Source organism: Streptomyces sp. NPDC090445 (assembly GCF_044769385.1).
In the GTDB taxonomy this organism is placed as follows: Bacteria; Actinomycetota; Actinomycetes; order Streptomycetales; family Streptomycetaceae; genus Streptomyces.
Genome location: NZ_JBIVXV010000003.1, coordinates 579027 through 597316, shown reverse-complemented (window position 1 = coordinate 597316; position 18290 = coordinate 579027). Strand labels below are relative to the sequence as shown.

The following is an 18290-nucleotide window of genomic DNA, read 5'->3' as shown; positions in this document are numbered from 1 at the left end:
GTGCAGCGGAAGATCGCGGATCGTCAAGCCGACGGGCCGCCGGCAGCCGTGATGGCCCGGATCCGCTCACTGAAGTCCGGTGCGGGCAGGGGGAGTTCGAGATCGTCGTCGACATAGCGGACCGCGGCGGAGACGTACTCCATGACGGCGTCGACCGTCGCCGTGTGCTCGGCCTGCGGTGTCCGCAGGGCCGCGGGCAGGCCGGCGTCCCCGGCCGGGGCGGTCTGGCGGCGCCACCACACCGCCTGCCGGTTCTCGCCCAGGGCCAGGTGGTGGAGGTACAGGCAGTGGGTGGCGATCGAGTCCCCGGCACCCGCCGCGTACTGCCACCAGAAGCGGGCGGAGTCCTCGGCGTCGGTCAGCAGCAGGATGCAGCCCAGGACGCGCGCCCCGGACGGCTGGGGCAGCGCCTGGGTGAGGAAGCCGCCGCCCAGCGCGCTGACGGCGGCGCTGGTGACGGCGGTCTCGCACAGCGCCTGGAGGTCGTCCGCGGCGCCCCGCATGGCCCGCTGCGCCGCGCCGGTGCCGTCGGCGATGGGCCCGAGCCGCCGCCCCCGCTTGCCCCGCCTGTCCTGGGGCACGTCCCGGGGTGCCGAGGGAATGGTCATCCCTGCGCCTCCTCTTCCCGCTCGGGCTGCGGGGAGGGCCGCCGCTCGCGTCGGCCCTCGGCCGCTCCCGTGCCGGCCTGCACGATCTGCTGCACGCCGAGGGCGGCCGACGGGATCAGCGCGGTGACCGCGGCGACGGGCTGTCCCGCCACCACCATCACCACACTGAAGGCGAAGATCGCTAAGAGCGCCACCACCGTGACGATCATCCGGTTGTTCTTCATCGAGCCGTCCTCCGGCTGCTTGGGCCATGGGCGAATTCCGTACGGGACACGGCCCTTGGCGGTGTCGCACACCCCCCTTCAAGAGCCGAGGCAAGCATGGAGTGAACACAGATGGACAGGCGCGAAAAAAGCAGAACGGGGAACAATCAGATTCGCCCGGGGAGCCCGCCCGGCCGCGCGGATGTGCCAGGGCCGCAGGTCAGCCGCGGTCCGGGAGCCGGGGCCCGGGGACGGCGTGCCGAGTCGCGCAGTCCCCCGGCGCGCGCGATCCCCCCGGCGCGCAGGGTCCTGCGCCGTCCTACTCCGCCGTGTCCAGGGGGAGGGTGGCCACCAGGCGGGCGCCGGCCGGGGCGTCCAGGGCGGCGAGGGTGCCGCCGAGACGGGTGGCGATGTCCCGCGCTATGGCCAGGCCCAGGCCGGTGCCCCCCTCGTCGCGGCTGCGGGCGTCGTCGAGGCGGGTGAACCGCTCGAAGACCCGCTCGCGGTCGGCGGCCGGGATGCCCGGGCCGTCGTCCCGTACCTCCACGACCGCCGTGCCGCGGTCCCGGTCGACGCGCAGCGACAGCAGGACCTGCCGCTCGGCATGGCGCTGCGCGTTGTCCAGGAGGTTGGCGACCAGGCGGGAGAGCCAGAGCGTGCTGCCGCGCACGGCGGCCTCGTCGGCGATCTCCAGGTCGACGGGGATGCGGTCGCGGCGGCGCGCGCGGGCCGCCGCCCGGGCCACCTCGGCGAGGTCGACCGCGGAGTCCGGGGGCGGCTCCGAGGTGTCGAGGCGGGCCAGCAGGAGCAGGTCGGAGGCGAGGTCCTGGAGCCGTACGGTGTCCTCCAGCGCACCGCCTACCAGTTCACCCCAGAGCGCCGGGTCGGGATGGGCCTGGGCGACCTCCAGCTGGGTGCGGAGCACCGTGATGGGGCTGCGCAGTTCGTGCGAGGCGTCGGCGATGAACCGGCGCTGGCGGATCCCGGCGGCCTCCAGCCGGTCCAGGGTGGCGTTCATCGTGACGGCGAGCCGGGCCACCTCGTCCTGGCTGCGCGGTACGGGCACCCTGCGGTGCAGGTCGCGTTCGCTGATCTCGGCGACCTCGGCGCGGATCGCCTCGACGGGGCGCAGCGCCCAGCCGGTCACCCTCCACGTGACCAGGGCCACGGTGAGGACGAGCAGCGGCACGGCCACGGCCAGGGCGGCGGTGATGGCCTCGTCCGCGGCATCGGCCTGCCGGAGGGAGGTCCCCGCGTAGACGGTGACCAGCCCTTCCTCGGCGACGGTGGTGACCTGGACGACGCGGAGGCGGTGTTCGCCGCGCGCCGGGGCGGGCTTCCAGGTGTTGCGGACGGTGCCCGGCTTGCCGGGGCGGGTCGGGGTCAGTGCGGGACGGCCGGCGAGGTCGGGGCTGGCGGCGAGGACACGGCCCGCGGCGTCGACGACCTGGAGGAACTCGATGCCGCGGCCCGGCACCAGCACGCTGTCGAGCCGGCCGCGCGCCGCGAGGGCGGCGGTGGCGAGGGCCTGCCGCTCGGCATCGGCCTGGGCGCCGCGCACGAGCCTGCCGTCCAGGATGCCGAGCAGGGCGAAGGAGGCCGCACCGAGGGCCAGGGCCACCACGGCGGTGGCACCGAGCGTGGCCCGCGCGCGGACCGAGCCGGGGCGCAGCCGCCGCACCACCGCACGCAGCCGGGCGGCGAAGCGGGCGCCGCTCGCGGGGGCGCGGTCGGGGTCGCTCGCGGAGGCGCGGCCAGGGGCGCTGCCACTCGCGGGCGCAGGGCCGTTGCCGCTCGCCGGGGAGGAGCCGCTGCCGGGCGCGGGGTCAGCCACCGTCGGCCGCCAGTCGGTAGCCCGCGCCGCGGACGGTCTCCACCGCGGCCCGGCCGAAGGGGGCGTCGATCTTCCGGCGCAGGGCGCTGACGTGCACCTCGACGACGTTCAGGTCGCCGTCGTAGGCGGCATCCCAGACGTTCTCCAATATGTCCCGTTTGGGGACGACTTCCCCGGCCCTCCGGGCCAGGTACTCCAGGACCGCGAACTCCCGCGACGTCAGCCGCGCCTCGGTGCCGCCGCGGGTGCAGCGCTGCCGGGCCGGGTCGATGACCAGGTCGCCGAACTCCATGACCTGCGGGCGGCGGCGCCCGGTGCGCCGGACGAGGGCGCGCAGCCGGGCGACGAGGACGACGTACGAGAAGGGCTTCGAGAGGAAGTCGTCCGCGCCGGTGTCGAGGGCCTCGGCCTCGTCGTACTCGCCGTCCTTGGCGGTGAGCATGAGGATCCCGGACTCGCAGCCGCTCGCCCGCAGCCGGGCGCAGACCCGGTAGCCGTTGAGGCCGGGCAGCATGATGTCGAGCACGACGGCGTCGTAGTCGTGCTCGCACGCCAGCCAGAGGCCCTCCAGGCCGTCGTGGGCGACGTCCACCGAGAAGCCCTCGGCCTGCAGCCCCCGCTGCAGGGCAGCGGCGAGCCGCCGTTCGTCCTCGACCACCAGTACGCGCATGGGGTCAAGGTTCTCAGGTCGCCGCGGCGGTTTGCTGAAGAGGTCTTCAGCCGGCTTCAGCGTGGCTTCAGGATGGCCGGTGCAGGATCCGGCGAGCCGGGCACGGTGCCCGGAGAACGCGAGGAGCAGTCTCATGACTCAGTCCAGCCCCCAGCCCGCCGAGTCCCCCACGGGAGCGGACGAGACGAAGGCCGGTCCGGCGGCGGCGAGCCGCGGCCGGGTGGCCCGGCTGGTCCGCGAGGGGCGTACGCGGTGGGTGGCGCTCGGCGTGGTCGCGGCGGTCGGCGGCGGTGCGGCGGCCGTGGCCGTGGCGGCCGGGCACGACCACCACCGGGAGCACGCGCGGGCGAAGTTCGCCGCGGAGGCCCGCGCGCACCACGGCCGCGGGGCGGGGCCGGCGGACGGCCCGTTCGGGCAGAAGCGGCTCATGGGCGGCGAGCCGCCCATGGTCGACGGGGAGCGCGGCTGGCCGGTACCGGGCCTGAAGCCGGGCCGGGGCGAGGGCGGCAGCGTCAAGGCCCCGGTGCCGCTGCCCGCGCTGCCGGCGGCGCAGGCCGTGGAGAAGGCGGCGGCCGCCGTGGAGGGCGGCAAGGTCGAGGCCCTGCGGGCGGTGCCCCAGGAGGGCGGCAAGAGCGCCTGGCTGGCGGTGGTCCTCGGCCCCGACGGCGTCCGCCACGCCGTGACCCTGAACGGCGAGGACGGCACGGTCACCGGAAACACGGTCCGCGGCACCCGCCCCTGACGACCCGGCACCTGCCGGGGGCGGCCGCGCCCCCCGGCAGGTCCTCGGCCGGGGCGAAGTCGGCTGCGGTTCGGCGGCGCCCCGAAGGGGCGCGGGGAACTGCGCGACCGGCCACGACGGGCCCGCAGGCGCTCGCCGGCCCCTCACCACACCCCCCGCGGAGCGCAGGCGCAGACGTAGGCGCAGGCACGGGCACGGGCGGCGCCGCCGTCAGCCGGCGAAGACGGCCTCGGCCTCGTCGGCGTACGCGCGCAGCAGCGGCCGTACGGCGGCGGGGTCCGCGGACCCGCCGGGCAGCAGGCGGTGCAGCTCGCCGGGGGTGGCGTGGCTGAGCAGCCAGCCGCGGGCCCACGCCGGGTCCGCCGCGCGGTCCGCGGAGCGGATGCCGGCCTCGGCGGCGGCGTACGCGGCTCCGGGCACCCGGCCGGTGATCAGCGGGAAGAGGTGCTCCTCCTCGGCCGCGACGTGCCGGGCGAGCAGGTCCCGCTGCCGGGCGAGGAGGCCCGCCAGTTCCCGTGCGCAGCCGTCCGGGTCGGCGGCGAAGCGGTCCGCGGCCGTGTCGCAGGCGGCCTGGAGGGCGTCGAGCGCCTCGTGGTCGTCGGCGAAGCGGACCAGGCCGGCAACCGTGTCGGCCGCGTCCGGCACGGCGTCGAGGACCAGCGGCCACAGGACCCGGTCCTCACCGTGGTGGTGCCCCCGGACGACGGCGTGGTAGCGGTGCACGTACGCGGCGATGGCGGCGGCCCGCCCGGCGGGCACCGGCCGGCCGGCCGAGGCGAGACCGGCGAGCAGCCCGGCGAGGCGGTCGATGTCGGCGAGCATCGCCCGGTGGGCGAGCCGGATGCCGGTGAGGTCGGGGCCGGTGCCGGTGCCGCGCCGCGATGCCGCGGTGGCGCAGGTGCGTTCGCTGTCCATGCCGCGACTCTGCCCGCCGCTCCTGTGTATTCGGTCAACGTTCGATGAACGCCGCCGGGCGCCGTAGTCTCGTACGCCTGTCCCGCCGTCAAGCCTGGGGAACCGCCATGCCGTACACCGGTCCCGGTACCGGTCCGCAGTCCGTCGACCGCGCCCTGGCGATCCTCGACGCCGTCGCCGACACGGGCGGCGGGCCGGTGAGCGCGAAGGCGCTGGCGCGTCGGCTGGAGTGCTCGCTGTCCACGGCCTACCACCTGCTGGCCCCGCTCACCGAGCGCGGCTACCTGGTGCGCACCGCGCAGGGGTACGTGCTGGGGCCCCGGATCCCCGGGCTGCACCGGAGCCTGCTGCGGCAGTTGGAGCCGGCCCCGCGCATGGCGGACGTGCTGGCCCGGCTGCGCCGCGCCACCGGAGCCGAGGCGTACCACACCGCGTACCGGGGCGGTCTGATCACGGTGGTCGACACGACGGCGCCGGTCACGGACACCGGCAACCCCTTCACCCCGGGGCGGGAGACCCGGGCCCACGCCACGGCGCACGGCAAGGCGCTGCTGGCCGAGCTGCCGCGGCCGGCGCTGCGGCGGTACCTGGCCGAGCACGGGATGGCCCGGCTGACCGGGGCCACCATCACCCGCGCCGACGTCCTGGAGGCGGAGCTGTCCCGGGTGCGGGGGCAGGGCTTCGCCGTGTCCGTCGGGGAGGCCGATCCCGCATACACCTGCGTGGCCGTCGCCCTGCCGCGCGGCGCCGGCAAGCCCGGCGGTGGCGCCGGTCGCGCCGGCGGCGGCGCCGGCGGTGACGCGGTGCACGCCCTGTCGGTGTCGCTGCCGACCGCGGAGTTCCGGCGGCGGACCCGGGAGATCCACACGGCCCTCGTCCGGACCGCCGAAGAGGTGCTCGCCGCGGGCCCGGGCCCCCGCTGACGCCGGACCGCGCGGAGTTTTCCGACGGTGCCGGAAAACGGGCGCGCCCGGGTGCGCCGCCCGGGCGCCGCCTGCCAGGCTGGCCGTATGATCTTCATTGCCGTCAGGTTCGACGTCCGTCCCGAGTTCAGCGACGACTGGCTCACGATCGTCGACGACTTCACCCGGGCCACCCGCAACGAGCCGGGCAACCTCTTCTACGACTGGTCGCGCAGCGTCGACGACCCCACCAAGTACACGCTGCTGGAGGGCTTCGCCGACGCCGAGGCGGGCGCCGTGCACGTCGCGTCGGACCACTTCAAGGCCGGCATGGAGACGATGGCCCGCGCCATCGCCACCCGCCCGGAGATCATCCACGTCGAGGTGCCCGGCCAGGGCTGGAACACCATGGCCGAGCTGTCGCCGCGCGACTGAGCCCCCGTCACGTCCAGGCGCCGCCGCAGGCGCGTCACGGCGCCCCCGTCACACGGGGAGGTCCAGCAGGCGGGCGGCCGTCTCGCGCATCTCGACCTTGCGGATCTTCCCGGTGACGGTCATCGGGAACTCCTCCACCACGTGGACGTAGCGCGGGATCTTGAAGCGGGCCAGCCGTCCGTCGCAGTACGCGCGGACGGCTTCCGCGGTCAGCGGCGCGGCACCGTCGCGCATCCGCACCCACGCCATCAGCTCCTCCCCGTACCTGGCGTCGGGCACGCCGATGACCTGCACGTCCAGGATGTCCGGGTGGGCGTGGAGGAACTCCTCGATCTCCCGCGGGTACACGTTCTCCCCACCGCGGATGACCATGTCCTTGATGCGGCCGGTGATGCCGAGGTAGCCGTCGTCGTCCATGACCGCCAGGTCCCCGGTGTGCATCCAGCGCGCCGCGTCGACCGCCTCGGCGGTCCGCTCCGGTTCGCCCCAGTAGCCGAGCATCACCGAGTAGCCGCGGGTGCACAGCTCCCCCGGCTCGCCGCGCGGGACGGTCCGGCCGGTCTGCGGGTCGACGACCTTGACCTCCAGGTGCGGGCCGACCCGGCCCACGGTGGAGACCCGGCGTTCGAGGGAGTCGTCGGCGCGGGTCTGCGTCGACACCGGGGAGGTCTCCGTCATGCCGTAGCAGATCGACACCTCGGTCATGCCCATGCGGTCGATGACCTCCTTCATCACCTCGACCGGGCAGGGCGAGCCGGCCATGATGCCGGTCCGCAGGCTGGACAGGTCGTACCGGGCGAAACCCGGGTCGGCCAGCTCGGCGATGAACATGGTGGGGACGCCGTACAGCGAGGTGCACCGCTCGGCCTCGACCGCGGCCAGGGTGGCCGCCGGGTCGAAGGAGGGGGCGGGGATGACCATCGCCGCCCCGCGGCTCGTACACGCCAGATTCCCCATGACCATGCCAAAGCAGTGGTAGAACGGGACCGGGATGCAGACCCGGTCCTGCTCGGTGTAGTGGCACAACTCGCCCACGAAGAAACCGTTGTTGAGGATGTTGTGGTGCGACAGGGTCGCACCCTTGGGGAAGCCGGTGGTCCCCGACGTGTACTGGATGTTGACCGGGTCGTCCGGGCTCAGTCCGGCCCCGGCGCGGGCCAGTTCGGCCGGATCGCCGCCGCGCCCCCGCTCCAGCAGGGCCGCCCAGTCGGGCCCGTCCAGCAGGACCGTGAACTCCAACTCCGGGCAGCGCGGCCGCACTTCCTGGATCATGGCGGCGTAGTCGGAGGTCTTGAAGCGGTCCGCGGCAACCAGCATCCGCATCCCCGACTGCCGCAGCACGTACTCCAACTCGTGGGCCCGGTAAGCCGGGTTCACGGTGACGAGGATCGCGCCGAGCCTGGCGGTGGCGTACTGCACGAGCGTCCACTCGGCGCGGTTGGGGGCCCAGATGCCGACCCGGTCGCCCTTGGCGATGCCGAGGCCGAGCAGGCCGAGGGCGAGGGCGTCGACATCGGCGGCGAACTCCGCGTACGTCCAGCGGCGCCCGGTAGCGGCCTCGACGAGCGCGTCACGGCCGGGGAAGCGGCGTACGGTGCGATCCAGATTCCCCCCGATCGTGTCGCCCAGCAGCGGCACTTCACAGACCCCGGACGCATAGCTCGACGCAGCGGACACACGTTCCTCCTCGATCGGTGGCGGTGCATCCTAGCCGGTCCGGCGCCCCGGGCCCGCCGCTCTTCACACCACTCCCCGACCCGCTCCCCGGTCCGCTCCCCGGCTATTCCTCGATGGCGCCCCCGATCCGCCGCAGGTGCCGACGGAAGGTGTACGACGGGTCGGCCTCCCGCAGGACCAGGTAGTCGGCGAAGGCCGTCTGCCGGCGCAGGGTGTCGCCCGAGCGGATCCTGCGGGCCTGCTCCCGCTCGGTGTCCCGGATCCGCCGGGCCGCGTCCAGTACCTCCTCCACCCGGTCTGCGGCGACGAACAGCACCCCGTCCGCGTCGCCGAAGACGACGTCGCCGCCGGTCACCAGGTGCGTCCCGAAGCGGGCGCTGGACAGCGCCTCCGGCTCCCGGTCGTCCAGCCGCACGGGACCGGCCGGCAGGGATCCGTAGCTGAAGACGGGGAGGCCGATCTCCGCCAGCTCCGGCGTGTCGCGGTGCAGCCCCCACACCGCCAGGCCCGCCAGGCCGGCCCGGTCGGCCTCCAGCGCGGCCAGGTCGCCCACGCAGGCCTCATCGGTGCGGCCGCCGTTGTCGATGACCAGGACGTCACCGTGCCGGGCGCCGCCGAACGCCTCCAGGAACACGTCGACGCTGCCGTAGTGGCGTACCGGCAGCGCGGGCCCGGCGATCCACTGCCCGATGACGACCGCTCCGATGCCGGGCGGCGCGACGCGCAGCGGCACGCCGGTGCGCACGCACGCGTCGGCGACGAGCGGGGTGGACAGGTCGGCGAAGTCCTTCAGCATCGGCTCCCCTTCTCCTCCGGGTCCTCCGGGACCTCCGGTCGGGGCGGCGGAACGGGCCGCCCGCCCCCATGGTGCCGCCCGGTGCGCCGCGGGGCGGGCAGCCGCTCAGGGGATGTCGGTGTCCGAGGGCTCCGCCTCGTAGGTGTGCGGATCGTCGGTCATCCATTCGATCAGCGGGGAGTCGCCGAGGACCATGTCGTCGGGATCGGGTACGCCGGCCCGGCGCAGGAACTCGATGACGTCGGCGTCGCTGCGGGCCAGGCCCAGGACCGAGTCCTGGCCCTCGGCCCGCAGGGAGACCCGGCGGCCGCCCGCGGGCGCGATCCGGTGGACGACGATCGGCGCATGGTGCATGCGCCCAGCCTCCGCCGGGACGGGCGGGCCCGCATCCGGACACGGGCCCGCCGTCCGCCATCGGGCTCACGGGCGGCGCGCGGACGGGCGGACGGGCGGACGGGCGGACGGGCGCGAGGAGGTGCCGGGCTACGGGCGGCAGGTGACCGGCAGGGACCGCAGGGCGTGGAAGCGGAACGTGGCGGCCCACGGGAGCGCGTCGAGCGGGCGGGCCGGGCGGAGGTCCGGGAGCCGGTCGAGCAGGGTGCCCAGCGCGGCGCCGATCTGCAGGCGGGCCAGCGGGGCGCCCAGGCAGTAGTGCAGGCCGTGGCCGAGCGCGAGGTGGGCCTTGTCCCGGCGGGTGATGTCGAAGCGGTCCGGGTCCGGGTAGCGGGCCGGGTCCCGGTGTGCGGAGGCCAGGCCGAACAGCACCGTGTCGCCGGCCGGGATCCGGACGCCGCCGATGTCCACGGGTTCGGTGGGGAAGCGGCGGATCGCCGTCTGGTGGGGGGAGGTGTGGCGCAGCAGTTCCTCGACGGCGCCGGGGAGCAGCCCGGGGTCCGCGCGGAGGGCGGCCAGCTGGTCGGGGTGGGTCATCAGGGTGAGGGTGCCGGCGCTGATGACGTGCTGGACGGTCTCGCTGGCGGCCATCAGGATCAGGAAGGCGAGGGAGACGAGTTCGTCCTCGGTGAGGCGGTCGTCCTCGTCGCGGGCGGCGATCAGGTCGGAGAGCAGGTCCTCGCCGGGGTGCGTGCGCCGCTCGGCCACGAGGTCGACGAGGAACCGGTGGACGGCGCCGACCGCGGCCACGAGGTCCTCGCGCGAGCGCGGGGCGAGCATCGTGGCGATCCAGCCGACGAACCGCTCCTGGTCGGGGCCGGGTACGCGGAGCAGCGCGCCGATGACCCGCAGCGGCAGGGGGTGGGCGAGCTCCGCGACCAGGTCGGCCTCGCCGTCGGCGGCAATCCGGTCCGCGAGCCGCGTCACCAGGTCGTCGGCGCAGGCCTGGATGCCGGCGCGCAGGCGTTCGGCGTGGCGCGGGGTGAAGGCCTGGGACACCAGGCGGCGCAGGCGCTGGTGGTCCTCGGGGTCGATGTTCAGCAGGTTGCGGTCGAGGGCGGGCGGCAGTGAGAAGCCGCTGAAACCGGTGGTGGAATGCCGCTTGTTGACCGAAAGCCGCGGGTCGGAGAGCCCGCTGCGCACATCCGCCTCGCGGGTGACGAGCCATACGGGCGAGCCGTCGGGCAGCGCGATGCGGTGCACCGGTCCGGCGGCGCGCAGCCGCGCGTAGAGCGCGTGCGGGTCGGCGGCGAAGGATGCGTCGAAGGGGCACGGGAGGTGGCCGGCGGCCGCCTGCTGGGTCATGCGGTGTCCTTACGCGTTTCGACTGAATTCCCCCATGGCGCACCGGGCTTGTGGCCGTACCGGACGGCGGGGGCGGCCGGGTGACGGAGGCGATCCGGCCAAAATCTTGGCATGCTCCTGACATTTCAAGGTCTTCGTGGGACCTTCCGTCGCGTACGCCGCACCAGCTCTCTCCCCCGGCCGGTCCGCGGACACCGCCTCCGCCCGCCGGGTGCACGCCGGCGTGGCCCACCCAGGCCCCGCTTCACACCCCACAGGACGTGGCGAAGAGGAGCGACAGCATGAAGACCTCCACCTGGCCGGGCGTGACCGCCCTGGCGGCCGCGCTGCTCGTCGGCAGCGCCGTACCGGCAAGCGCCTTCGGCCCCTCGGCCGAGCAGCGGCTCGACGGCACCATCGTGGTCGCGGGCAACACCTGCACCTGGACCAACGGGCGCACCAGCGCCAACCCCCCGAGCACCCTGACCGTCGACCGCACGACCATCAACACGCCGGGCGGCAACCTGAGCTGCGGCGGCGGGATCACCGCAGCCCTCAACAACAACCCCGTCTTCACCTTCGACGACGCCGCCGACACCGCGAAGACGGACGCCATCGACATCACCGGCAGGCAGAGCTTCATCTCCTGCCGCTACAAGGCCTCGAACATCGCCTGGAACCGCGACGGGGCCACCCGCAAGTACGTCAACCAGGCCTTCACCGCCGCCAAGGTCTCGGGCAGCTTCCTGTGCCCCGGATCGGTCACCACCGCGGCCGGCGACGCCTCCATGCTCTTCCGCTGACCCCGGCCCAGCGCCGCGCCCGGCAGTACGAACCCGTCCCCCGGCCCGGACAAGGCCGGGGGGCGGGCCCGTTCGGGCATGGGTCAGGCCTGGCAGATGCCGCGCTCGTGGTCGACCGTGGCGGTCGCGCGGGAGTACTGCCACTGCGGGGCCAGCAGCTGCTCGTTCAGCTGCCCGGCCGCGGCCGGGCTCTCCACGATGTAGCCGAAGTCCTGGAGCCACGCCGGGTAGAGGTTCTTCGAGCCGATGTAGAAGGCCGCGTTGTCCACCGAGACCAGCTTGTGGTGCTGCGCGTACGGGCGGCCGTCCGCCCACTTCGGGCTCTGCGCGCTGCGGAACGTGGCCAGCTGGAGGTTCGAGCACATCGCGGCGCGGGCCGTGCCCTGGTCGCCGGTGAGCAGGGCGAGTCGGTCGCGGAGGGTGTCGCTGATCTCGGACAGCGACTTGATCTGCGAGTAGCCGCCACTGCCCACGGCACCGCGGTTCTCGGGGTCGCTGACGACGATGCGGACCTTCACGCCGGCGGCCATCTTCGCCGCGAGGGCGTCGTAGACGCGGATGTCGTAGCGGGGCAGCGGCGGGCAGGTCGCGTTCATGTCCTGCTGGGAGATCTCGATGTTCCGGTTCGCGCTGGAGATCAGCGTCCGCAGCGCGCTCTCCTCCGGGTTGACGGTGTCGTAGTCGCGATCGGCGTTGGTGTTGTCGTGCAGGCCGACGACGCACTTGGTGTCGGGGGCGCCGGTCAGGGTGGGCCGGAAGGTGGACACCGGGTCGTTGCGCTTGATGCCGACGCCGAGGCCGCCGACGGCGATGGCGGGCACGCCGCCGCCCTGGCCCGGCGCGGGCGCGGGCGCCGGTGCCGGGTTGCCCTTGGCCAGGGCGGGCATGCAGGCGGCGCCGTTGGAAGAGGCGAACCAGACGTTGGCGATGTTGCTCTTGTTCCGGCAGGTCCAGGACCACAGTTCGTCCAGGTACCGGCTCGCCGAGGCGGCCGCCGGACCGCGCAGCGCGAGGTCGACGTCGGCGACCGGGTGGGTGGTCTCCGTGTAGTCGTCCTTCCAGCTGTTGATGCCGCCGGTGATGACGGACTGGCCGTCCACCACCAGGATCTTGGAGTGGTTCCAGGAGAACGCCGTCTTCGAGGTGGTCATCGAGGCGACGTTGAGGTCCACGCGCGCGGCGTCCGGGCCGAGCTTGGCGACCAGTTCGTCCCGGTACTTCGACGGCACCACGTTCAGGTGGTAGACGGGGGCGGCGCCGACGAGGATGCGCACCTTGAGCTGGTTCCCGCGCCCGGCCGCGGACTTCAGGCCCGCGACGATGGCGTCCTGGAACGCGCCGTTGGGGAAGGGCGCGAGGGTCGATATGTCGACGGTCTGTGTCGCCTGGGAGATGTTCTCCGTCATCTTCGCCAGCAGGCGCTCCGTGCCGGGGCGCGTCGCACACGTGTTGTCGCCCCAGCAGCCGGGGGTCTGCAGCAGCCAGTCGGCACCGCCCGCCGAGGACGCGTCCAGGACGTTGCCGCCCGTCCGCTCCCACACCGACCCCTCAAGGCCGGGGGACACCTGGCGGAGCATCTGCTCGACGGCGTCGAGGTGGGGCGCAGGGGTGGCGCCGGCGGCGGGCGCGGCGGCCGCGGGCACCGCCGGGAACAGGGCCAGGACGGCCGCGGAGACGGCTGCTCCGGCGGCAAGGGCGGAGGAGCGCAGAAGGGAATGGCGGTGCAATGTGACTTCCTTGGACGAGGGATCGCCGTCGCCGCAGACCGGGCCGCCGGCAAGATCAACTCGCGGAAGTTACCACCGGGTCGGATATCCCGGGAATCGTGCACATCGGATTCGGCCACCCGCTTTGCCCGACCGCGCACCCATCGAGAAAAATTGACCGAGAATCGCCGATTGGACAAGTGGTCGATTCAATGACAACGATGTTGGTCGCAACATCGCGGCTGCCTACGGGGGGCAAACCGGTCAAATGGCGTCGTTCCTCGGCTCGGTCCGCAACGTCCCCATTTCCGACACCGGAGAGATTTCGCCATGAGCTTCGGCGATCCGAACAACCCGTACGGCCAGCAGCCCCCGCAGGGTCAGCCCGGTTACCCGCAGCAGGCTCCCCAGGGCGTCCCCCCGCAGTACGGCTACCCGCAGCAGCCCGCGCAGGGCGTCCCGCCGCAGTACGGCTACCCGCAGCAGCCCGCGCAGGCCGCCCCGTACCCGGGCCACCCCGCCCCCGGCATGCCGGGGATGCCGGGGATGCCGGGCACCGGGATGCCCCCGCTCGCCCACTGGGGCCTGCGGGTCGGCGCGCACCTGCTCGACGTCCTGATCATCGCCGGTCCGATGTACGGCCTGGGGTTCATCGACCTCGCCATGGCCTCGGACCCGGCGACCGCCGAGCCCGGCGTGTTCTTCGCGATCGGCGTGCTGTACGCGATCGGCATGGCCGTCTTCCAGCTGTACCGCGAGGGCTCCACCGGCCAGAGCATCGGCAAGAAGATCGTCGGCATCAGCGTGCGCCGTGAGGCCGACGGCAACGTCCTCGGCTTCGGCATGGCGTTCGTCCGCAAGCTGGCCCACGCCCTCGACAGCCTGGCCTGCTACCTCGGCTGGCTGTGGCCGCTCTGGGACGACAAGTCGCAGACCTTCGCCGACAAGGTGTGCAGCACCGTCGTCATCCGCGTCCCCAAGGGCTGAGGCCGCTCCCTCCTCTTCCCCCCTCTCCGCCCGGCAGCGATCGTTCGCTGCCGGGCGGAGTCCGTTCCGGGGCCCCGTCCGGCGCGGCGTCAGACGCCCGCAGCGGCCGTGCCCGCCGCGGCGAGCGCCGTCCGCAGCCTCCTGGCCTGGGCGACCAGCTGCGACGAGCCGCTCCGCCCGGCGACTTCGGCCAGTCCCGCGGGCTCCGGTCCCGCGGCGCCGCAGGCCTCCGCGCACTCGGCGGCCACGGCCAGCACCTCCCCCGCCCCGCGCAGGCCGCCGTCGGCCAGCAGGGCCGGCAGCGCCCCGGCGAGCACCGCCCAGGTGGTCGCGTACGCGCCCGTTCCGGCGGCCGTGCGCACCGCGTCGGCGAGCCGGTTGGGCTTGACCGTGCCCAGGGCGAGCAGTTCGGCGAGGTCCTGCCCGAGCGTCGCGGTGTCCAGTTCACCCCGCGCGGCGAGCACCAGCAGCGCGTCCACGGCCGCCAGCCGGTCCTCGGCGTGCCGGGCGCCGAGGCCGGTGGCCACCGCCAGGTGCAGTACGGGGCCCGCGGGGCCTCCCGTCTCGGCCAGCCGGGACAGCCGCTGTCCCGCGCCGCGCTCCTCGACGGCGGCGCAGGCGGTCAGCTCGGGCAGCAGCATGACCGCCTGCGTCTCGCGGTCCTCGGGAAGGACGGCGAGCTGCACGAGTTCCCAGCCCTCCCAGTGGTAGCAGGGGTTGGCGCTGCCGCCGTCGAACGCGCGGCCGAGCCGGTGGAACGGGGCGGGGAACTCCCGGTTCAGCACCGGACGTTCCCCGGTGTCGACGACGATCCGCCGCACCGACTCCCGCATCCGGCCGCCCCACCAGCCGGGCCGCGGCGGTGCCGGCTCCGCGACACGGCGGACCGTGCGCGGCGGCTCGCCGGCCCCGGTCAGCCAGGCCGCGAGGCGTGCGCCCTCGGGCGTGCCGAGCGCGGCCGCCGCCGGGGCGGCCTCCGGGTCGCGCCGTACGCGCAGCAGCGCCTGGCCGAAGTCGGCGGGTTCGGGGGCGACGCCCAGGCGGGCGTAGGCGGCGAGGCGTTCGACGAGGTCCGACGGTTCCAGGGATCCGGTGTCCCAGGTCGGCGTGGCGAGCAGGAAGGGCAGCGGGTCCGCCAGGATCCGGGCGGCCGCCTCGTACAGCCGGGCACCGGTCACCGCGGCCATGGCGGTGTGGGCGCAGTCCTGTCCCGACCGGTCGTCCCGCAGGCCCCGGCCCGCGCGCAGGTCGTACACGCGGATGTGCCCCATGACGGTGGCGGCGACCAGCTCCAGGCCCTGGAGCCATTCGGGGTCCGCGTGGTATCCGCCGTCGCCGATCCACGGCCGGTCGGCCAGGGCCGGGCGCAGGGCGGTGGCGAGTCCGGCCCGGTCGCGGTGGGCGTGGCGGACGAGGGCGTCGAAGGCCGTCTCGGTCTCCTCGGCGGTCGGCCGCCGGGACTTGACCAGGGCGGCGACCAGCTCGACGGTCTCGGCGACCGACAGCTGCGCGGCGGAGTCCAGGCGGCGGCGCACCGGTGCCGGGGGCAGGGTCTCCGTGTACGGCGTCCTGCCGTCGGCGGCGTCGGCGACGGCGCCGAGCAGATCGGCGGCGGCACGCCGGTGGGCGGGGCCGATCAGTTCGGCCTGGAAGGCGAGTTCGGTGCGCAGGTCGTCGTCCTCCGGCCGCAGGTGGGCGGCGACGAGCTTCAGGGCGCGCTCCTGGAGGGCGGTGTCGGCGTGCCCGAAGGCGGCGGCGACGGCGGGCAGCAGGACGAAGCGGTCGTCCCGTTCCCGCCTCAGCGCCTTGCCGAGGAGCACCAACTGGGCGCGGACGAGCTTCTTCTCCGGGCGGAAGAGGACGGCGGCCGACATCTCGGCGAGCCGCTCCGCGGGCAGCCGGCCGGCTTCGAACAGGCCGGTGAGGACCTGCTGGGCACGGCCGGCGAGCGGGGAGTGCGCGTCGGCGGCCAGGGCGATCCAGTCCGCGGTCCGCTCCTCCTGCTCGCCCTCGGTGGGTTCGAGGACGCCCAGGAGGTCGGTGAAGAAGGTGAGTCCGGCGGGGCGGCCGCCGCGCAGCAGGCGGGCCAGGCAGCCGTCGAGCAGCATCCGCCGCTCCACGGTCCCCTGCGCGGCGAGTGCGGCGAGCTCCGCGGGCCAGCCGCCGGGGGCCCCGGGGGTGCTGTACCAGCCGAGGGCCACGGCGGTCTCGGCCGTCTCGAACAGCCGGGGCACCAGCTCGCGTACGTACGGATCCTCGCGCAGTGCGAGGCGCAGCGTGCCGGTGGACCCCCAGTGGCCTCGGTGGGTCGTCTGGCTGGCCCACGCGTGCACGAACGCGTCGCCGGTGGGGGCGGGGCAGTCGGCCGGCGCCCGCAGCAGCAGCTCCCGGATCAGCCGGTACTGGCCGTCCACGGTGGAGGTACGGGCGGCGAGGCGGTGGGCGAGGTCGCCGAGCCAGGCCGGGTCGCGGTCGGCGAGCACGTCGATCAGGATGCCGTTGACCGACTCCCTCGTCTCCCACAGGTCGCGGGCGGCGATCCAGGAGGCGGCGGCCGCCGCGCCGGTGTGGCAGCCGGCGCCGGCGACGAGCAGGCCCAGGCGTATCCGCTCGCGCTCGGACCGGCGGGTCCAGTCCCAGCCGCGGATCTCGCGGCGCAGGGCGGTGAGTTCGGGGACCAGGGCGCGGCGTTCGGCAGCCGTCAGCGGCTTGACCAGGCCGGGGAGCAGGTGGGTGCGGCCTTCGCGGACGGCGTCGAGGACGGCGGCGGCGGTGGCGGTGGCGGACGTGGCGGCAGCGGCGGACGTGGTGGTGGCGGTGGCGGTGCTCATCGGGCTTCTCCGGCAGCAGGGACGGCGGCGGTGGCAGGGGCGGGGGCGGCGGATGCCGGTTCGGCGCGCCGGGCCATGCGGACGGCGAGCGCGTGCTTGCACGGGCCGCGGCGGCCGCGGTAGTCCGCCCACCACTGGCAGGTGCAGCTCAGCACCCCGGTGGCGGCCTCGCGGACCTGGTAGCGGCGCTCCCCGGAGAGGACGGTGGCGGTGGCGTCGGCGTGCAGGAGAACCGAGCCCTCGGCGAGCAGGGTGCGGGCTGCGACCAGCCGGGGGTTGTGGCGCTCGGCGCGGCGGGCGTCGTAGGGCAGCTCCCGGTGGAAGTAGGCGGCTTCGGCGACGTCGTACCCGACCCGGCCGGCGGTGCCGAGGCGGGCGAGGGCGGCGCGGACGCGCTCCGTGCTCAGTCCGCACTGTGCGGCGAGGTCGGCGGTGTCGATGCGCGGTTCCCAGGCGAGCAGGACGGAGACGAGGTCGGCGTCGGCGGCCGCGTCGTCGGTGGCGAGCGCCTCCAGGACACCGCCCTCGCCGGAGAAGCCGCGGGCGGGCTCCGGGGAGAGGGTGAGGGTGAGGCGCATGCCGGGCAGGGCGACCTCCCAGGCGCTGGCGACGGCCGCGCCGCCGTGGGCCGCGGGCCCGTACACGCGCAGCCCGGTCGCGTACCGCAGCACGCGCTGGAGGGCGGCGAGCCGTTCCGGGCCGGGCAGGCACACGGCGCCGGGGACCGGCCGGGTGGTGGGCCGCAGCGTGGCGCCGGCGGGGACGACCCACAGGGGTCCGCGGGCGGCGCCGGCGGCCCCCGCGGCGCCGCGCGGGAGGCTGCGCAGGAACCGTACGGCCTCGGCGGCGGTCAGCTCGGCGCGCAGGTCGAAGCCGGCGGACATCACCTGGGACTCGGCGAACCCGCGCAGCCAGCGGTCGGGCAGCGGCACCTTCTTCTCCACGACCGGGCCGTCCAGGGTGGTGACGGCCAGCTCGTCGGGGCCGACGCGCAGGTGCAGCGGCTCGTCGCCGGTCAGCCGCGAGAGGGCGTCGCGCAGCGGGTTGTTGACGTCGACGTTGGTGGTTCCGTGGCCGGTGTCGGCGCCGTCGAGGCCCTCGGGGAGCACGTCGAGCCGGGCGTACACCCCGCAGCAGCCGGAGAACGACTCGAACCGCAGCCGGTCGCCGTTCGCGGTGACGACCGGGTCCAGCGAGGCCCGCAGGGTGCGCTGGTAGTAGCGCGCGGCGGCGACGTCGGCCACGGCGAGCAGCCCGCGCGCGGCCGCCTGAGGGGAGCTCAGGAACCCGGCGAAGAACTGCGGGTGCGCCTCGTGGCCGACGGGTGTCTGCCCTCCGGAGGTCTCCAGTCCGAGGAGGCGCCCTCCCCGGTCGGAGGTGAGGGCGGACGGGCGCGCGTAGGCGAGTGCCTGCATGGATCGGCTCATGGGCGCAAAGCTAGGTCCCGGCACTGACAACGCCGACGGGCCGTCACACCGCCGCCCCGGCCGGCGCCCTGCCCCTG

At 75.0% G+C, this 18290-nt stretch carries 17 protein-coding genes; 5 read left to right on the top strand and 12 right to left on the bottom strand.

The window, feature by feature from the left end:
* Positions 1-23: 23 nt before the first annotated feature.
* From ACIQUT_RS10700 to ACIQUT_RS10685, 4 genes are all read right to left on the bottom strand, one after another.
* On the bottom strand, positions 24-608 hold the full coding sequence (locus ACIQUT_RS10700; RefSeq protein ID WP_403561588.1) for a hypothetical protein: 585 nt from the start codon (positions 606-608) through the stop codon (positions 24-26).
* Positions 605-832 carry a hypothetical protein gene (locus ACIQUT_RS10695; protein ID WP_403561586.1) on the bottom strand — a complete coding sequence of 76 codons (228 nt, stop codon included), beginning with the start codon at positions 830-832 and terminating at the stop codon, positions 605-607. The genes ACIQUT_RS10700 and ACIQUT_RS10695 overlap by 4 nt, the downstream gene beginning before the upstream one ends.
* A gap of 298 nt (positions 833-1130) precedes the next feature.
* A complete protein-coding gene (locus tag ACIQUT_RS10690; protein ID WP_403561584.1) occupies positions 1131-2645 on the bottom strand; it encodes a sensor histidine kinase in 1515 nt (504 codons plus the stop codon).
* Positions 2638-3315, bottom strand: a complete 678-nt coding sequence (locus ACIQUT_RS10685) for a response regulator transcription factor (RefSeq protein ID WP_403561582.1) — start codon at positions 3313-3315, stop codon at positions 2638-2640. The genes ACIQUT_RS10690 and ACIQUT_RS10685 overlap by 8 nt, the downstream gene beginning before the upstream one ends.
* A 133-nt stretch (positions 3316-3448) precedes the next feature.
* Between ACIQUT_RS10685 and ACIQUT_RS10680 the strand changes: the two genes are divergently transcribed.
* On the top strand, positions 3449-4057 hold the full coding sequence (locus tag ACIQUT_RS10680; protein ID WP_403561580.1) for a hypothetical protein: 609 nt from the start codon (positions 3449-3451) through the stop codon (positions 4055-4057).
* Between the two features lie 210 nt (positions 4058-4267).
* On the opposite strand, the gene ACIQUT_RS10675 is transcribed toward ACIQUT_RS10680, so the two are convergent.
* Positions 4268-4972: a hemerythrin domain-containing protein gene (locus tag ACIQUT_RS10675; RefSeq protein WP_403561578.1), complete on the bottom strand. Its 705-nt coding sequence runs from the start codon at positions 4970-4972 to the stop codon at positions 4268-4270.
* Between the two features lie 107 nt (positions 4973-5079).
* Here ACIQUT_RS10675 and ACIQUT_RS10670 point away from each other — a divergent pair, with 107 nt between their 5' ends.
* Together ACIQUT_RS10670 and ACIQUT_RS10665 are read left to right on the top strand one after the other, a co-directional pair.
* On the top strand, positions 5080-5895 hold the full coding sequence (locus ACIQUT_RS10670; protein WP_403561576.1) for an IclR family transcriptional regulator: 816 nt from the start codon (positions 5080-5082) through the stop codon (positions 5893-5895).
* An 87-nt stretch (positions 5896-5982) separates the two neighbouring features.
* Positions 5983-6309 carry a putative quinol monooxygenase gene (locus tag ACIQUT_RS10665; protein WP_403561574.1) on the top strand — a complete coding sequence of 109 codons (327 nt, stop codon included), beginning with the start codon at positions 5983-5985 and terminating at the stop codon, positions 6307-6309.
* A gap of 48 nt (positions 6310-6357) precedes the next feature.
* Here ACIQUT_RS10665 and ACIQUT_RS10660 read toward each other — a convergent pair whose 3' ends face one another.
* The 4 genes from ACIQUT_RS10660 to ACIQUT_RS10645 all read right to left on the bottom strand — a co-directional run bounded on the left by ACIQUT_RS10660 (position 6358) and on the right by ACIQUT_RS10645 (position 10480).
* A complete protein-coding gene (locus ACIQUT_RS10660; protein ID WP_403561572.1) occupies positions 6358-7986 on the bottom strand; it encodes an AMP-binding protein in 1629 nt (542 codons plus the stop codon).
* A 103-nt stretch (positions 7987-8089) separates the two neighbouring features.
* Positions 8090-8782, bottom strand: a complete 693-nt coding sequence (locus ACIQUT_RS10655) for an RraA family protein (RefSeq protein WP_403561570.1) — start codon at positions 8780-8782, stop codon at positions 8090-8092.
* 105 nt (positions 8783-8887) lie between these two features.
* Positions 8888-9136, bottom strand: a complete 249-nt coding sequence (locus ACIQUT_RS10650) for a hypothetical protein (protein ID WP_403561568.1) — start codon at positions 9134-9136, stop codon at positions 8888-8890.
* Between the two features lie 129 nt (positions 9137-9265).
* Positions 9266-10480 carry a cytochrome P450 gene (locus tag ACIQUT_RS10645; protein ID WP_403561566.1) on the bottom strand — a complete coding sequence of 405 codons (1215 nt, stop codon included), beginning with the start codon at positions 10478-10480 and terminating at the stop codon, positions 9266-9268.
* 281 nt (positions 10481-10761) lie between these two features.
* Between ACIQUT_RS10645 and ACIQUT_RS10640 the strand changes: the two genes are divergently transcribed.
* Positions 10762-11262 carry a hypothetical protein gene (locus ACIQUT_RS10640; RefSeq protein WP_403561564.1) on the top strand — a complete coding sequence of 167 codons (501 nt, stop codon included), beginning with the start codon at positions 10762-10764 and terminating at the stop codon, positions 11260-11262.
* An 83-nt stretch (positions 11263-11345) separates the two neighbouring features.
* On the opposite strand, the gene ACIQUT_RS10635 is transcribed toward ACIQUT_RS10640, so the two are convergent.
* Positions 11346-12989: a phospholipase D-like domain-containing protein gene (locus ACIQUT_RS10635; protein ID WP_403561562.1), complete on the bottom strand. Its 1644-nt coding sequence runs from the start codon at positions 12987-12989 to the stop codon at positions 11346-11348.
* 309 nt (positions 12990-13298) lie between these two features.
* Between ACIQUT_RS10635 and ACIQUT_RS10630 the strand changes: the two genes are divergently transcribed.
* On the top strand, positions 13299-13955 hold the full coding sequence (locus ACIQUT_RS10630; RefSeq protein ID WP_403561560.1) for an RDD family protein: 657 nt from the start codon (positions 13299-13301) through the stop codon (positions 13953-13955).
* An 89-nt stretch (positions 13956-14044) separates the two neighbouring features.
* On the opposite strand, the gene ACIQUT_RS10625 is transcribed toward ACIQUT_RS10630, so the two are convergent.
* Both ACIQUT_RS10625 and ACIQUT_RS10620 read right to left on the bottom strand, forming a co-directional pair.
* Positions 14045-16786 (bottom strand): DUF6493 family protein, encoded by a 2742-nt coding sequence (locus ACIQUT_RS10625; protein ID WP_403561558.1) that lies wholly within the window; start codon positions 16784-16786, stop codon positions 14045-14047.
* Positions 16783-18213 (bottom strand): SWIM zinc finger family protein, encoded by a 1431-nt coding sequence (locus ACIQUT_RS10620; RefSeq protein ID WP_403561556.1) that lies wholly within the window; start codon positions 18211-18213, stop codon positions 16783-16785. The genes ACIQUT_RS10625 and ACIQUT_RS10620 overlap by 4 nt, the downstream gene beginning before the upstream one ends.
* Between the last annotated feature and the right edge of the window lie 77 nt (positions 18214-18290).

Excerpts from the sequence above, each read along its gene's own strand:
- ACIQUT_RS10700 (WP_403561588.1), bottom strand. The coding sequence starts at position 608 with ATGACCATTCCCTCGGCACCCCGGGACGTGCCCCAGGACAGGCGGGGC.
- ACIQUT_RS10695 (WP_403561586.1), bottom strand. The coding sequence starts at position 832 with ATGAAGAACAACCGGATGATCGTCACGGTGGTGGCGCTCTTAGCGATC.
- ACIQUT_RS10685 (WP_403561582.1), bottom strand. The coding sequence starts at position 3,315 with ATGCGCGTACTGGTGGTCGAGGACGAACGGCGGCTCGCCGCTGCCCTG.
- ACIQUT_RS10680 (WP_403561580.1), top strand. The coding sequence starts at position 3,449 with ATGACTCAGTCCAGCCCCCAGCCCGCCGAGTCCCCCACGGGAGCGGAC.
- ACIQUT_RS10675 (WP_403561578.1), bottom strand. The coding sequence starts at position 4,972 with ATGGACAGCGAACGCACCTGCGCCACCGCGGCATCGCGGCGCGGCACC.
- ACIQUT_RS10670 (WP_403561576.1), top strand. The coding sequence starts at position 5,080 with ATGCCGTACACCGGTCCCGGTACCGGTCCGCAGTCCGTCGACCGCGCC.
- ACIQUT_RS10665 (WP_403561574.1), top strand. The coding sequence starts at position 5,983 with ATGATCTTCATTGCCGTCAGGTTCGACGTCCGTCCCGAGTTCAGCGAC.
- ACIQUT_RS10655 (WP_403561570.1), bottom strand. The coding sequence starts at position 8,782 with ATGCTGAAGGACTTCGCCGACCTGTCCACCCCGCTCGTCGCCGACGCG.
- ACIQUT_RS10650 (WP_403561568.1), bottom strand. The coding sequence starts at position 9,136 with ATGCACCATGCGCCGATCGTCGTCCACCGGATCGCGCCCGCGGGCGGC.
- ACIQUT_RS10645 (WP_403561566.1), bottom strand. The coding sequence starts at position 10,480 with ATGACCCAGCAGGCGGCCGCCGGCCACCTCCCGTGCCCCTTCGACGCA.
- ACIQUT_RS10640 (WP_403561564.1), top strand. The coding sequence starts at position 10,762 with ATGAAGACCTCCACCTGGCCGGGCGTGACCGCCCTGGCGGCCGCGCTG.
- ACIQUT_RS10630 (WP_403561560.1), top strand. The coding sequence starts at position 13,299 with ATGAGCTTCGGCGATCCGAACAACCCGTACGGCCAGCAGCCCCCGCAG.
- ACIQUT_RS10625 (WP_403561558.1), bottom strand. The coding sequence starts at position 16,786 with ATGAGCACCGCCACCGCCACCACCACGTCCGCCGCTGCCGCCACGTCC.
- ACIQUT_RS10620 (WP_403561556.1), bottom strand. The coding sequence starts at position 18,213 with ATGAGCCGATCCATGCAGGCACTCGCCTACGCGCGCCCGTCCGCCCTC.